Annotated in this window: 11 protein-coding genes; 6 read left to right on the top strand and 5 right to left on the bottom strand. The window is 63.4% G+C overall.

Going from position 1 to position 13868, the window contains the following annotated elements; translation table 11 throughout:
- Positions 1 to 219: 219 nt before the first annotated feature.
- From BP846_RS06905 to BP846_RS06895, 3 genes are read right to left on the bottom strand one after another with little or no spacing between them, the layout of a single operon-like run.
- Positions 220 to 1638, bottom strand: a complete 1419-nt coding sequence (locus BP846_RS06905; protein WP_292393759.1) for an NEW3 domain-containing protein — start codon at positions 1636 to 1638, stop codon at positions 220 to 222.
- Positions 1635 to 2774, bottom strand: coding sequence for an ABC transporter permease (locus tag BP846_RS06900; RefSeq protein ID WP_292393757.1), 1140 nt, complete (start codon positions 2772 to 2774; stop codon positions 1635 to 1637). The genes BP846_RS06905 and BP846_RS06900 overlap by 4 nt, the downstream gene beginning before the upstream one ends.
- 4 nt (positions 2775 to 2778) lie before the next feature.
- Positions 2779 to 3684, bottom strand: coding sequence for an ABC transporter ATP-binding protein (locus BP846_RS06895; RefSeq protein WP_292393755.1), 906 nt, complete (start codon positions 3682 to 3684; stop codon positions 2779 to 2781).
- A gap of 629 nt (positions 3685 to 4313) precedes the next feature.
- Here BP846_RS06895 and BP846_RS06890 point away from each other — a divergent pair.
- The 6 genes from BP846_RS06890 (at position 4314) to ruvB (ending at position 7916) form a co-directional block, all read left to right on the top strand.
- Positions 4314 to 5330 carry a DUF7490 domain-containing protein gene (locus BP846_RS06890; RefSeq protein WP_292393753.1) on the top strand — a complete coding sequence of 339 codons (1017 nt, stop codon included), beginning with the start codon at positions 4314 to 4316 and terminating at the stop codon, positions 5328 to 5330.
- Between the two features lie 2 nt (positions 5331 to 5332).
- Positions 5333 to 5578, top strand: coding sequence for a DUF5671 domain-containing protein (locus tag BP846_RS06885; protein ID WP_292393751.1), 246 nt, complete (start codon positions 5333 to 5335; stop codon positions 5576 to 5578).
- Positions 5575 to 5781, top strand: coding sequence for a hypothetical protein (locus BP846_RS06880; protein WP_292393749.1), 207 nt, complete (start codon positions 5575 to 5577; stop codon positions 5779 to 5781). The genes BP846_RS06885 and BP846_RS06880 overlap by 4 nt, the downstream gene beginning before the upstream one ends.
- 79 nt (positions 5782 to 5860) lie before the next feature.
- A complete protein-coding gene (gene ruvC / locus BP846_RS06875) occupies positions 5861 to 6331 on the top strand; it encodes a crossover junction endodeoxyribonuclease RuvC (RefSeq protein ID WP_292393747.1) in 471 nt (156 codons plus the stop codon).
- A 2-nt stretch (positions 6332 to 6333) separates the two neighbouring features.
- A complete protein-coding gene (gene ruvA / locus BP846_RS06870) occupies positions 6334 to 6924 on the top strand; it encodes a Holliday junction branch migration protein RuvA (protein ID WP_292393745.1) in 591 nt (196 codons plus the stop codon).
- Positions 6921 to 7916, top strand: a complete 996-nt coding sequence (gene ruvB, locus BP846_RS06865; protein WP_292393743.1) for a Holliday junction branch migration DNA helicase RuvB — start codon at positions 6921 to 6923, stop codon at positions 7914 to 7916. The genes ruvA and ruvB overlap by 4 nt, the downstream gene beginning before the upstream one ends.
- A 720-nt stretch (positions 7917 to 8636) precedes the next feature.
- Here the strand turns inward: ruvB and BP846_RS06860 are convergent.
- Together BP846_RS06860 and BP846_RS06855 are read right to left on the bottom strand one after the other, a co-directional pair.
- Positions 8637 to 10478 (bottom strand): MASE3 domain-containing protein, encoded by a 1842-nt coding sequence (locus BP846_RS06860; RefSeq protein WP_292393741.1) that lies wholly within the window; start codon positions 10476 to 10478, stop codon positions 8637 to 8639.
- 373 nt (positions 10479 to 10851) lie between these two features.
- Positions 10852 to 13722, bottom strand: coding sequence for a PAS domain S-box protein (locus tag BP846_RS06855; protein ID WP_292393739.1), 2871 nt, complete (start codon positions 13720 to 13722; stop codon positions 10852 to 10854).
- Between the last annotated feature and the right edge of the window lie 146 nt (positions 13723 to 13868).

The raw sequence follows: 13868 nt of genomic DNA, 5'->3' as shown, positions 1-13868 counted from the left end.
GAACCCTTTGCGAAAGGTAGCCGGTGATTCCGTGGTGCCACGGATAACCGGTAGGGGCCGCGTCAGCCGGCCCGTGCGAATAAGGACGACTTTTGAACCATCAACCTTCGCACCGATGAAAGTGCAGCCCTGTGCCCCGCAAGGGGCCCCAGCTGCAAGCCCCCTCCGTTAGGGGGGGTAGTTGACACCAGCCAAAAAAAGATATTCATAGTTCCGGCCTTACCGGCGGCCGTACTTCCTGAACATATACCAGAGTCCCGCGACGACCCCGGCCATCACCAGGAGGCCGAGCACCGCGACGTAAGACTGCTCCTTCACCACGACACGGAACTCATCTTCCCCTTCGGCCTGGTCGCTCTTCACCTGGGCGACGACCTTGTACTCGCCGGCGACGATATCGGCCGGTGGGACAACCGTCACCTGCACCGTCGCCCGCTCGCCTGGTTCGAGGCTCGCAACCGAGGCCGGGTCGACGGTCGCTCGCCACCCCTGCGGTGCGCTCATGTTGATCCCGATGTTCGTCAGCGCTCCCCCGACGCCGGCGTTTGTAACCGTCATGTCGAACGTGAGGGTGTCACCGCGGTCGATATCGTGGCGGTAACTCTTCGTGTAGGTCCGCATGTTGTACGACCCCCGGAGCCGGAGCGTCATGTTCTCCTCGTACTGCCGGGCGGAGGAGTCGATCACCGCCGTGAAGTTGTACTCCCCGACACCCACCGAGTAGGGCGGGATGAGATCGAGGTAGAGGGTCTTCTCCTCGCCGGACGGTATGTAGATCTCAGAGACCTCTTCGACGGCGTCACGGCTCTCCTTGAACCGGGCGTACCACTGCTCGGGGAGGCCCTCGACCGAGAGGGCATACGTATCGTCGTTCCTGCCGGCGTTCTTCAGGGTCATCTCATACTGGGTGTTGCTGCCGATCGCCGCCATCCGTGACGGGGACTTCACCCTGAGTTCAGCAAAGAAGTTCTCCTTCTCAAGCGGCACGATACCCAGGTCGGTCGTCCGACCGATCCTGACCTCGACGCCCTCTTTCTCCCACGGCCGGTAGCCGGGTTTGGTGACCCTGACGGTGTAGGTGCCCATCGGGGCGCCGATGCTCACCTTGCCCTCGGCGGTCGTGAGCATCCCCTCGACCCGGTTATCGCCGTCGTAGAGGCCGACGTCGGCGCCCTTCACGACGTTTCCTTCCTTATCCACGGCGGTAGCTTCAAGGGTCCCCACTTCGTCGCTATGGGTCTTCGTGATCCTGACATAGAGCCAGATCGTGCCCTCCCCGATGCCCACCCGGATGGGATACTCCCCCACCGCGGCATGGCCGGAGGTCTCCGCCACCAGGCGGACGGGCTTTGTCTCGCCAGCCGGGATCAGCATCCGGTATACGTCGCGGTCATTATCCTCGAACCGGATCTTCCAGCCGTCGGTGCCCCGGTAGGTCCAGTAGTTGAGGAGGCACGTTCCGGTATCCCCCCGGTTCGTGACTGCAAGATCGAAGACGGCGGTATCACCCGCCTCGATCATCTCGCCCGGGAAGTTGCACCGGATCTCCGTCGACATTGACCCGCCCTGTGCAGCTGCTGCTCCCGGGACGGCCAGCGCCACGAGGAGGAGGATGAGGAGGATTCTTCTCGCGGTCATCGGATATCCATCCTCATGAACTTGATGTAGGTCGCGGCGAAGAAGACCGATGGGAAGACGATGAGCGCCGCGATGTTCATCCAGACCTGGCTGAGGGCCTCGGCAAGCCCGGGGGTCTCCTCCGGCATCGGCTTCGTGCTGTAGGGTGAGTTCATCATCACGGCGATCCGGGGGTTCGTGACCGCCATCGCGACCTTGTAGTAGTTCATCTGCGGCGAGATGAGGTTTGTGACGTCGTTTATGAGCATTCGTTTCTCTGTATACGCCTTTACGTCCTCTTCGTACTGTTGCCACTCCGGGTCTACCTCCACCTCGCCGCCATGCACCACGGTCTTAGTCGAGACGCTGGTGGTGAAATATCCGCCGCCGCTGGCGGTACCCGTGACCGATCTCCCCACGGGGGTCGGCATGGGAGCCGTCTGGGGCGGCTCAGGCCGGTCGCCTGCGAAAGCGTCGCCAGCCATCATCCCGAGCACCGGGAGGAGCGTGGTGACGGCAAAGAAGATCACGAGGGTGTAGATCAGGGCGTTCCCGCTCTCTTTTGCAACCGTCGACATCGTGAGCGCGATGGCAAAGTAGGCGAGCAGGAACCCGAGCGAGACCGCCCCAAAGACCAGGATGGCGGCAAATTCATCGAGTGTCGGGACGATCGAGAAGACGAGGAGCATCGCAAGTGAGATGGCGAGGGCGAGCACCATGGCGAACCCGAGCGCGCCGATACCCCCGAGCGCCTTGCCGTTGATGATCTCGTCGCGGTAGACCGGGTGCGAGAGGAGCGATTTCAACGATCTGGTCTCCTTCTCCTTTGAGACCAGGTCAAACCCGATGGCGATGGCAAGAACCCCCCCAAGCGTCGTCATGTAACTCATCATAGCGTTGAAGACGAGCATGATCGAGGGCTTCTCGGGCATCCAGCCAGGGTAGGGCCCCACGACCTTGACCATCGCATCACTCTCCTCCATCTGCTGGAGCTGCTGGTTGTAGGACTCCAGCCTGTCGTTGTAGTGCCCGATGCCGGTGTGCATACCGATCGCTGATATCACGAGGAGCAGCGCGAGGATGATGACAAAGCGCCTGCTGGTGATATGGTCGGAGAACTCTTTGCGTGCTACGGTGAACAATCGTTCTGCTGCCATCTTCTCATCTCCGGTAGATCGCCATGAAGACGTCCTCGATATCCGGCTCTTCGACCCGCATCTCCCGGACGTGCACGCCCTGCTCAAAGAGGGTTGCTGCAAGCCGGTCCCGGATGTCGGTCTTTGCCCGGACGATCGCCCGGTTCCCGTTCCGCTCGACGTCGATGATCCCGGGGTCATCGAGCTCGGGCAGGTGCTCCCGGGTCTCGACCACGATCCTGACCGCGTCGCCGTCTGAGGGGGCGAGCGTCCGGGCGACCTCCTCGAGGGTTCCCTGCGCGACGAGTTTTCCTTTCGCGAGCAGCCCGACGGTCCGGCAGACCTCCCTGACCTCGGAGAGGATGTGGGAGGAGACAAAGACCGTCTTTCCTTCGCCGGCGAGATGCTCGACGAGCTCGCGGTACTCCCTGACCCCCTCGGGGTCGAGGTTTGCCGTCGGTTCGTCGAGGAAGAGCACCCTGGGGTCGTTGATCAGCGCCTGGGCGAGCCCGAGCCGCTGCTTCATCCCGCGGGAGTACTCCCCGGCCTTCTGGGTGACGCCGTCGAGGTGGACCAGCGCAAGCAGTTCTGCGATTCGCGTCTTTCGCTCCTTTGCGTCCATCCCGTAGAACCGGGCAAAGTAGTCCAGGTTCTGCTCGGCGGTCAGGTTCCCGTAGAACCCAACGTCTTCGGGGAGGTAGCCGATGATCTTCTTCACTTTCAGCGGGTCTTTGGCGACCTCGATCCCGTCGACGAGGCATCGCCCGCCGGTAGGCTCGATCATGCCGGTGAGCATCAGGATCGTCGTGCTCTTCCCCGCTCCGTTCGGGCCGAGGAAGCCGAATATCTCGCCCTCCCCGACCTCGAGGTTGAGGCCGTCGACGGCCGTCTTCCCGTTGTATACCTTGGTGAGGTTCTCAGTTTGTATCATATCATACTCCGCCGGGCCAGTCTTGCGGCGCTTACTGCAGACTTTGATATCCTCTTATTAACGTTTTCTGTGTCACGCGTCTACACGTCGAGGCAGGATCATGATTTCAGCCGTTGCGAAACCACGATTTTCACAGAAGGCCCTGTATATTCTTTGCAAATTCGGGAATTGCCAGCATGCCGGCTCCCGCGCGGCATGAGTAAAGAGACATGGAGGCCCATCTGTGCGGGGCGCCCCTGTACTCGTCGTAGGTCCTGCACTGATGCCCCGCGCGGATGTAGGCCTTGCTCGCTTCTCTGTTCAGCGTTCTACGCCAGAGTATAGGCGAGAACGGGAGATAAAGCGATGGTAAACTACGAAAAAAATCGAACCTATGTATCCGGGGTTCCGGCGGCCGGATGGCCTCGAAGGGTTTCTGGTGCCGGTATCCCGGAACCCGCGGACAGCCCTCCGCGAAGGAGCAGGCAAGCAGGGCTCCAGCCAGGAAGTACTCCGGGTACCCGGCATTCCGGGTTCTCATCATGGATATCCGCAGTCCCTCACCCGCTTTTCCTCCCCAGGACCCGATAGGAAGGACCACAATGCGGAAACCTTTTCTATCGTTGGTCTGAAGGTTCTCCTGATGCGGTATGAGAGGGTTATCTGGTGCAGCGGCGGTCGTCATACTCCTGTCTCTGGTGCTCGCGGCCGGGTGCACATCGCCCCAGCCCCAGGCGGGCTACGTGACGATCAGGAGCATGGATATCAGTATTCCGGACGGGCAGCCGCCGTCAAACGTCACCACCGTCGTGGTGATCCCCTATCTCGACGCTGTCTATGCTGATGTCGACAGCGTCGACCTGCAGGTCAGTGCGAAGGAGGCCGGGACGGATATCGTCGTCGCGGAGACGGTTCTCCCAATCGGCAACCTGACGCCGGGGAAGACCATGAAGGAGGAGGTCTCGCTGGTTCTCGAGAACGGCAGGCGTTACGATATCTGGGTGAAGGTGTGGCAGGGCGGTCGTATGCGGGAATCGGGATCGGTGAACGTCTACCTCCCGGACAGGACGGTTATCGAGCGGAGGCTGGCCTACTCGCTCCTCTCTGTCACCGCGCTCGATGTCATGACCCCTGATCTCGCCGCCGACCCGATCACACTCGATATCGTCACCACCATCACGAATGGCGGCCGCGCCTCCTCCGGGAACCTCGCGATGGAGATCCGGGTCGTCAACCTCCAGACAGGGATCACGGCCGTCCGGGAATCCCGGCCGCTTGGGACAATTACCGGGGAGAGAGCGGCCGAGAAGCAGGTGCGCGTCACGGTGCCAAACGGCTACGACTACGAGATCAGCATCCGGCTCATCGAGGGCGGTGCGGCCTTTGCGACCAGCACCGGCCGGATCACCCTGGCCCCGCCGCCGCAGGTGGTCATCGCCGGCGGGCAGTCGGGTGTGGTGCTCGACTCCGCGAGAAGCACGTCGCCGGTCTCCCTCCCGGTCCCAACCTCGACCCCGGCGGGGCCGTCCTCCGCAGAGGTCGGGCAGTTTAAGGTCCAGAGCAGCGGTGCGCCGACGCCGACGCAGGCGCCCGGATTTTCGGTCGCGCTCGCCGTCGTCGGGCTCCTCGGCGCCGGGGCTGCGATGCGTGCGGGACGGAGGAGGTAGGTGTGGCGACGGAGGGTCTCACGGCGTGGAGGGTCTACCTCTACGCCGTCTCGTTCATCGCGCTCATCGTCGCGATCGCAGGCAGCGTGAACCTCATCGCGGTCGCAATCGAGGTCTTCGTCTACCCGGCGCCCCAGCCCTACCCGGTGCCGCAGTACTACCCCGATCTACCCGGGAGCGTGGCGCAGGTCGTGGTGGGGCTTGTCGTCTGGGGTTACCACTGGAGGCTGCTCCGGAAGGAGCGGTGAGGGCTATCTCCGGCCCCGGCACGATGGTCGCCACGGTTCACTGCTGCGCCGGCGGGGCCGGGGTCCGGCATGCCGGTCTTCACGGATTCGGCCCGGGTGAAGGCCCGATCCGGCCGGAGAAGTGGTACATCGTTGCCGGCGCGGGCCGGCCGGCCCCACGCACCCGTCGATCCGGAGCCCGGCGGCGGCACCCCGAAGAGTGAGGGGTCAACCGGTGCTGGTGACCGGAACCCCGCGAAATAGGTATCTAGCAGGAGAACGGAATACTCATGCGTGAGGGAGATGATCGTGATCGGAATCGACCCCGGGGTGGCGAGAACCGGGTACGGCGTTCTCAGGAGATGCGACCCCTACCCGACCCCCCTGGCCTTCGGCTGCATAGAGACCGGAGGCGATAGCCGTCCCTCCCGGCGACTGCTGGAGATCTACGAGAAGATTTCGCTGCTCTTCGACGATTACGCCCCTGACTGTGTTGTCCTTGAGCAGCTCTTCTTCTCCAGGAACATCACCTCTGCCATGCGCGTCAGCGAAGCGCGCGGCGTCATCCTCCTCGCTGCAGAGCAGAGAGAGATCCCGGTCACAGAGTACACCCCAAACCAGGTCAAGCTGGCGGTGACCGGGTCGGGGCGTGCCGACAAACACCAGATGCAGGAGATGATGCGGCGGCTTCTTCGGCTGCAGGAACTCCCCCGGCCAGACGACGCTGCGGACGGCCTCGCCATCGCACTCTGTCACATCAATATGTTGCGGTAACCATGATAGCCCATCTTTCTGGAGAACTGGCATCCACCGGAGACCGGTGGGTGGTGATCGATATCGGCGGCGTCGGCTACAGGGTGCAGGTCACAGGGCCCACGCTGCAGGATCTTTTAGAGATGCAGGGCCGTGTCATGGTCCACACCTACATGGTGGTCCGTGACGACGACATCCAGCTCTATGGGTTCTCCCACCCACGTGAGAGGGAACTCTTCACGATCCTGATCGGTGTCACCGGGATCGGCCCCCAGACCGCCATGAACATCCTCTCGCGGATCTCGTTTGAAGATTTCGCGATCGCGATCCTGAACGATGACGAGAAAGTGCTCACCCGGATCCCGGGGATCGGGTCAAAGAGCGCCAAACGCCTGATCCTGGAACTAAAAGACAAGATGAAGAAGTGTGCGGCGACGCTGCCCGGCGGCAGGCGCCGGACGGAGGCCTGCGACGCTGCGAGCGCCCTGATATCGCTTGGGTTCTCTGAGCGCGAGGCAGAAGATGCGGTCGACGCCGTCCTGCCCGACCTGCCCGCTCCAACGGTGCAGGATCTGATCCGCGCCTCGCTCACCCGCCTGCGGGAGCGACCATGAAGGAACGAATCGCCTCACCCGCTGCCCTGCCCGAAGAGGTAGATGACGCCACGATCAGACCGGCACGATTTGACGAGTTCGTGGGTCAGCCGCAGGTGAAAGAGACCCTTGCCATCGCCATAGCGGCCGCAAAGAAACGCGGCGAACCCCTGGACCACATCCTCTTCTCCGGGCCGCCCGGCCTTGGGAAGACGACGCTTGCCCGGATCATCGCCCGCGAGATGGGGGTGGCGATCAGGACCACCGCCGGCCCGGTGCTCGATCGGCCGGGCGACCTTGCCGCCCAGCTGACAGCGCTCTCCCGGGATGACATCCTCTTCATAGACGAGATCCACCGCTTAAACCCGGTGGTCGAGGAGATCCTGTATCCGGCGATGGAGGATTCCTGCATCGACGTGATGATCGGCGAGGGGCCAGGAGCACGGTCTGTCCAGCTCCCGCTTGAGCAGTTCACCCTGGTCGGTGCGACGACAAAGGTCGGGCTGCTCGGGTCTCCGCTCAGGGACAGGTTCGGTTTCATCTTCCGGCTCAACCTCTATGAGGCCCGAGACCTTGCGAAGATCGTCCAGCGGAGCGCCGGGATCATGCAGACTCCGATCACCCCCGAAGGCGCGTTCGAGATCGCGAAGCGGAGCCGCGGAACACCCAGGATTGCAAACCGCCTGCTTCGGCGGGTGCGTGACTTCGCCCTGGTCAGGGGTGACGGCAGCATCGACGTGGAGACCGCCGACCTCGCGCTGACCATGCTCGGCATCGACCGGCTGGGCCTGGACGAACTCGATAGACGTATCCTCTCGGTGATCGCGCACGATTTCGGCGGCGGGCCGGTGGGTGTCAGGACGATCGCGATATCGGTCGGGGAAGAGGTGCGGACGGTCGAGGAGGTCTATGAACCCTACCTGATCCAGATTGGGTTCATCAAGCGGACCCCCCAGGGCCGGGAGACGACGCCGGCTGCACAGAACCATATCGAGCCGGCGTCCCGGGAGTGACGGGGACTCCCGGGATGCCCCGGGGTATTCAACCCCTTTTTTGAATCCTGGTTCTGGCCGTGGTGGGAGCATGGGACATCCCCCCACCGGTGCGCCGGGTGCCGGACCCGGTTTTCCCCCGGCTCGCCCCGGGCTGTGGACCGCGGTGGATATCCCCCGGGGGGGCGGGGGCAGTGCGTGGCGATAGCCGGTGGAAATCGGTGTCCGGAGTGGCTCAGGAGAAGGGTTCCCGGAGGGAGCAAGGTGAGTTCAGGGATAGACGGAACCCAGTTCTTTCCCAAATTTGTCCCCATGCACTGGACCGTGGTGGCTAATCACCCCTGGGGCGGCACCAGATCGGCCCCGCCCCCTCTCGTGCGCTCATGAGGATGAAGACCGCCGGACGGCGATCCGGTCGGCCCCTTTGCCGTAGAAGTGGTAGCCGGAACCGCCCCTGGCGAGGATGTCCAGGAGGCGGTCAGGGTTGGTCACCACATCCCTGCTGAAACTGGTGTTGGGTGGGGGATGTTCTCTACCTCCCGGCCTGTGAGGTCATAATCCAGGATTCATGGAAAAACTTTTTTCCGTGCCCGTGAGAGCCACGAAGGCACAGGCGGCCCCGATAATGATATCCAGCAGGCGAAGATACCGCTCCACACCAACCACACTGTTATAATAAGTGCAACGTGGAAGAAAATTAACTGTTTTTCTTTATATCTGGGATGAATTGATTAAATTCATTTAATAGTCGTCTCCATCCCCAAACCTATACTCCCCATTCGGCACCCTCACCTCAAACCGTGCCCCCTCCCCGGGAACCCCCGTCTCCCGGATCGTCATCCCCGTGATCCCAAGAATCCCCGCGACCAGGAACAGCCCGTGCCCGTACCGGCGCTTATACGTCTCGCGGAAGATCGCCGCCTTCTCGCCGTCCGGGATGCCGGTGCCGTCGTCCTCGCAGAGGATCAGCAGATCCTGCCCGGACCTCACGCAGGAGAACCGGACCTCCGTCACCCTCCCGCCGTGGCGGACGGCGTTGTCGATGAGATTGTAGAAGACCTTCTTCACCATCGGGTCCGCGTAGACCTCAAGACCGGCGAGATCCACCCGCACCCCGACCTCCGCCGGGAGGGCGAGGTCGCGGGCGCTCTCTCTGATGAGGTCCTCCGGCCTCTGCCAGATAGGCTCCTTCACCCCCATGTCCTGGTAGTCCCGGCTGAACTCGATCTGCTTCTGGATCTCGTCCACGGCAACCCGGGCACGTTCCAGGCAGTCCCGGGCACCGGGATCCACGCTGTCCTCCGCGGCGAAGTCGATGTAGGCGCGTGCAACGTTGATCTGGTTGAGTATATCGTGGCGGGTGATGCCCGATAGAAGGTTTAATTTCGCGTTCGCCCGGCCGAGTGCCGCCTCGGCGTACTGCCGTTCGGTGATATCCTCACCCGAACTGAGCGTCCCGCAGATGGCGCCGTCATCGTCCCGGAGCACGGCGTTGTGCCACTCGATGATTCGCTCGCCGCCGTCGGCAGTGAGGACCGGCGTCCTCGCGTATACCGGCTCAGTATCCCCGCGCATCAGCCCGCGAAAGAGCGCGTGGAGACGTTCCCGTTCTCCCGGGGGGATGAATCGCTCGATCCAGGGCTCGCCCACGACCGCATCGGCCGGGTAGCCGAGGATCTCGGACGCCCGGCGGTTGATGAGGCTGACGCGCCCGTCTGCGTCCAGGACGACGAAGAGGGCGCCGGCGATATCAAGGTACTGCCCGAGCCGGTCCTTCTCCCGCCGCAGCCGCTCCTTGCTTCTCGTTAAGCCGGTAAAGACCACTGCGTAGGGCTGCCGAATCCCGGTCTCGACAAAGGCTATGTAGAAGAGCCCAAACGAGAGCACCATCAGGAGGTGGCCGACCATGTTCGGGATCCCGTAGACGCTGGCATAAAGCGTGAAGGCGAGCTCTGATGCGATCAGGACGAGGATGGCCGCGACCAGGTGGCCCGCCACCCGGGACGAGAAGACGTCCCGCAGCCGGTAGACGGCGACGGCCCCAAGGGCGAGCAGGACCGCTATGACGTACTCGCTTAAGACCTTGAACGCCGTCAGCCCCGAGCCTTCGACGTAGCAGTCGGGGAAGACCGGGACGACGAAGATCGAGAGGACGAGGAGCAGAAAGGCCCCCACAAATCCGGAAAAGACCCGTTGAGGAGCCGGGTTCCTCCGGAGCAGGAGCGGTGCGGCGAGGAGCGTCCCCGCAAGGAGGTAGCGGGAAGCGATCCAGAGCTGCGTCGGGAGGTTTGCATCGTAGCCGACGAAGATCCCCATCCCCTGGTAAGCGAGGGTGTGGACGAGGCCGATCCCCGCCACGAAGAGGAGCCCGGTGCCGGCGACCAGCAGGTAACTGTTCTCCCGCATCGTCCGGGCATTCCAGGCAACGGTGAAGACCGCTATCGCTATTCCAACAGCGACGAGCTCGGCGATCGTGTGGAAGAGGAGGTAGTTGTAGAGGCTGGTCGCTGCGAGGGCGGCGAGGAGCACCACAAAGACAACAAACGACGTCCGCATGCCGGGTTCTGCGACATCCTCCTCCATGCGGCCTTGCCGGAGATCTGCGCCGCTCGGAGGATGATATCCGGTAGTGAGTTCTGCCTGCATGGAGTCGTTCTGCATAGTTCGGGATCGGGCCAGGCTCTTTCGCCCGCGTGACGGGGAGGCGCCGGACCGGTCTTCAGGCTTATTCTCTGGGTCTCATCGCTGTCGCACAGCAATGCGATCGCTATACGGGCCGGCACTCCAACCAAATTTTTATTTTAAGTACAATATATTTAATTACGCATCAATCTTTCCAATAGTCGATAATGAAGCATAGGATGTCATTCGAAAAAAAGGTATACCCCGTGGTGCCGCAGGAGGAACGAGTTCTTCCCAAACGAACCCGGGCCGGGAGACGATCGGCCGCCAGCCGCTACACCAGTTCGTTCCTCCGCAGGAACTCCCGGATCTCGCGTGATTCGACCCAGCCTTCGTCAAGCTGCTTCACGATCGCATTGATCCGTTCTACCTGCTCCCGGATCTTCTCCGATGTCTTCGCATCATCAGTCAGGTCGGCCATGCCGAGGATCACCTGCAGGGGCAGGCGGATGTGGTCGGCAAGGACCGCGAACTGCTCGATGTTCTGCTCGATCTGGTAGAACGCCTGCAGCCGCATATCTTCGTAGCGCTTCCGGTCCGAGACGTCCCGGCCGACGACCTGGACGCCGACCACCGCACCGCCCTCCATGATCGGCGATTCGTTCATCTCGACGGCGGCGGCCGTCCCGTCCTTCCGGCGGAGCTCCACCAGCAGCCCCTCGACAGGCTCTCCCCGGGCAATCCGGGTCCTGGCCTCCAGCCAGTCGGGGCGGGTCTTCGCGAGGACGTAGTCGCTGCACCGCACACCGATCATCTCTTCAGGGATATAGCCGAGGATCCTCGTTACGGCCGGGGAGATGTAGGTGATCCCCCGGTCAGCGTAGCAGGTGTAGATCATATCGAAACTCCGCTGGGCGATCTCCCGGAACCGTTCTTCGCTCTCCAGCAGGGCGTTCTGTACCTCTCGCAGGTCGGTGACATCATCCACCATTCCGATGACGAGCCCCTTCCCTTCCGGGTCGCGGAGCAGAGACGTGGTCAGGCGCCCCCAGATGATCCTGCCGTCTTTTGTCACGTAGCGCTTCTCCCGGCGAGTGCTCTCCCCCGAGGCCGCCTTGTGCAGGAGAGCGCCGGCCACCTCCCTCTCGGACGGGTAGATCAGGTCCTGGAAGAGCATGGAATGCAGTTCGTCCTCGTCGTAGCCGAACATGCGCACAAACGCCGGGTTCGTCCTCGTGATCCTCCCTTCCGGGTCGATGAGCGCGATCCCGGTCCCTGCCTGCTCGAAGATCCCCCGGAACCTCTCCTCGCTCTCCCGGAGGGCGAGTTCTGCTCTCTTCTGCTCGGTGATATCCTGCCCCGTGATGGCGAGCCGCCCGGCCTGCGGGCGGTATATTTGCAGGTCATACCATCGCCCGCTTCCCGGCTCCTGCAACCGCCGCTGTACCGGAGCACCGGTCTCGGCGACCTCCCCGTAGATGACGCGGGCCCCCTCACAGATCGCCGGGAAGATATCGAAGAGCCGTCGCCCGATCAGTTCCTCGCGGCTGCGGCCGAAGACGGCGGCCGCTCTCTCGTTCAACTCGAGGAGGCGGTAGTCAGCGGGATCCCCTTCGTCGTCGCGGACTACCTCATAGAGGGTGTAACTCTCAAGCATCTGCTCAAAGAGGAGGCGGTACTTCTCCTCGCTCCTCCGGAGCCCCTCGTCGGCCCGCATCCGCTCAATAGTCCGGCCGAGCCTCTCGGCGACAGTATCGATCAGGGAGCGTTCTTCGGCGAGGAACGGCCCTTCGTCCTCCCGGGGCTGCTCATGGCGGTAGCAGACCTCCACCCTCCCGGCGATTCGGCCATGAACGACAACCGGGCTCACCTGCTTCCAGCAGGTCTCCACGAACTCGGCCGAGAGGTACTCCCGGCCATCGACTGTGATCCGGGCGGCGGCATCCCCGGGGTGGAGCCAGCCGGCGGGGAGGATGGCGGCAACCTCCCGGAGGATCTCGTCGGTCGATATCCCAGGTCGCTCGACGATGTCTGTCATGGCATAGAGCGCCGTGAGTTCTCTCATCCGGTTATCCAGAGCGATCTGCTGCTCCCGGAGCACCTCTTCCGCCCGCCGCCGTTTTGTGATATCATCTGCGATGACGACGAGCCAGTCATACTCCGGTCGGTATGCCTTCAGTTCATACCTGGCGCCGGTCGCCGGACTGGAGACCTCGCGGTGCACCGGTGTCCCGGTCCGCGCGACCTGACAGAAGAGATCAAATGCGGCAGGGCCGATCGATGGAACAGCCGTGACGAGGTCTTCTCCGGCAACCTCTTCCCTGCGGCGCCCGAGGCTCTCCTCAGCCTTGCGGTTGATCCGGATGACCCGGAAGCCGACAGGATCCCCGGAACAGTCGCGGAGGATCTCAAGGAGGAGCCCGGCGTCCAGCATCTGGTCGAAGAGGAGGCGGTACTGCCGTTCAGAGGCTAGAGTCTCCCGCTTTGCCCCCGCCTGCGCAACGGCGGCCCCGAGCATCGCGGCGACCGCCCCGACGAGGTCGCGCTCCTGCGGCCGGACGGGGTCGACGGTCTCCACCACAAGATGCCCGGCCGGCCTCCCCCCGGCGGTGATCGGGGCGGCGATCCTCCCGGGGCACGGCGCCGCGGTCCCGGGCACGACCTCTGCCGATACCTGCTCCGGGTGCCGGAACCCCCGGGGCAGGAGGACGGCCGTCCGCCGGAAGACCTCCTCAAGGTCGGCGCCGCCCTCCCCGATCAGCCTTGATATCGCGTAGAGCGTCCGGAACTCCTTCACCTGCCCATGCAGTTTGTCCCGGCCGGTGACGTCAAGGTTGGCCCCCGCCCAGAGGATGACCCGGCCGGAGGCGTCCCGGATGGGCACGCCCCTGCTCGCGATGGTATGGTACTCCCCATCGGCTCCCAGGATGCGGTAGTCGCGGCTCCAGGTCTCGCCGGTCGCGACAGAGCGCTCCCATGCGGCGAGCACCGCGTCCGCCTCCTCCGGGTGGATGTTGCGCGCCCATCCGGAACCGCGGCACTCCTCAAGCGTCATCCCGGCGAGGTTGAGGTAGGAGTCTGAGAGGTAGAGCACCCTGCCGTCAGGCCCGGAGATCCAGATGCCGTAGGGGACCGTCTCGTCGGCGAGCTGGGCAGGCGCTCCTGGTTCGTCCGGGAGGGTCGTGGTGAAGTCTGGTGTAGGCATGTGTTCAGGTCCTGCAGAGGGGTGGTGGAACTGGCATAACACCCGGTATCCTGTGCATATCCCGCATGTCCGGCCGGTGCCGGGGCACTCTATGGAGAGAGGTGACCTTTCGATCACCTGGACGATTTGATCATAACATTTGTCGC

The sequence above is a fragment of the Methanoculleus sp. UBA303 genome (assembly GCA_002501655.1).
GTDB lineage: Archaea > Halobacteriota > Methanomicrobia > Methanomicrobiales > Methanoculleaceae > Methanoculleus.
This window is presented reverse-complemented; position numbering and strand designations above follow the sequence as displayed.

Excerpts from the sequence above, each read along its gene's own strand:
- BP846_RS06905 (WP_292393759.1), bottom strand. The coding sequence starts at position 1,638 with ATGACCGCGAGAAGAATCCTCCTCATCCTCCTCCTCGTGGCGCTGGCC.
- BP846_RS06900 (WP_292393757.1), bottom strand. The coding sequence starts at position 2,774 with ATGGCAGCAGAACGATTGTTCACCGTAGCACGCAAAGAGTTCTCCGAC.
- BP846_RS06895 (WP_292393755.1), bottom strand. The coding sequence starts at position 3,684 with ATGATACAAACTGAGAACCTCACCAAGGTATACAACGGGAAGACGGCC.
- BP846_RS06890 (WP_292393753.1), top strand. The coding sequence starts at position 4,314 with ATGAGAGGGTTATCTGGTGCAGCGGCGGTCGTCATACTCCTGTCTCTG.
- ruvC (WP_292393747.1), top strand. The coding sequence starts at position 5,861 with ATGATCGTGATCGGAATCGACCCCGGGGTGGCGAGAACCGGGTACGGC.
- ruvA (WP_292393745.1), top strand. The coding sequence starts at position 6,334 with ATGATAGCCCATCTTTCTGGAGAACTGGCATCCACCGGAGACCGGTGG.
- ruvB (WP_292393743.1), top strand. The coding sequence starts at position 6,921 with ATGAAGGAACGAATCGCCTCACCCGCTGCCCTGCCCGAAGAGGTAGAT.
- BP846_RS06860 (WP_292393741.1), bottom strand. The coding sequence starts at position 10,478 with ATGGAGGAGGATGTCGCAGAACCCGGCATGCGGACGTCGTTTGTTGTC.
- BP846_RS06855 (WP_292393739.1), bottom strand. The coding sequence starts at position 13,722 with ATGCCTACACCAGACTTCACCACGACCCTCCCGGACGAACCAGGAGCG.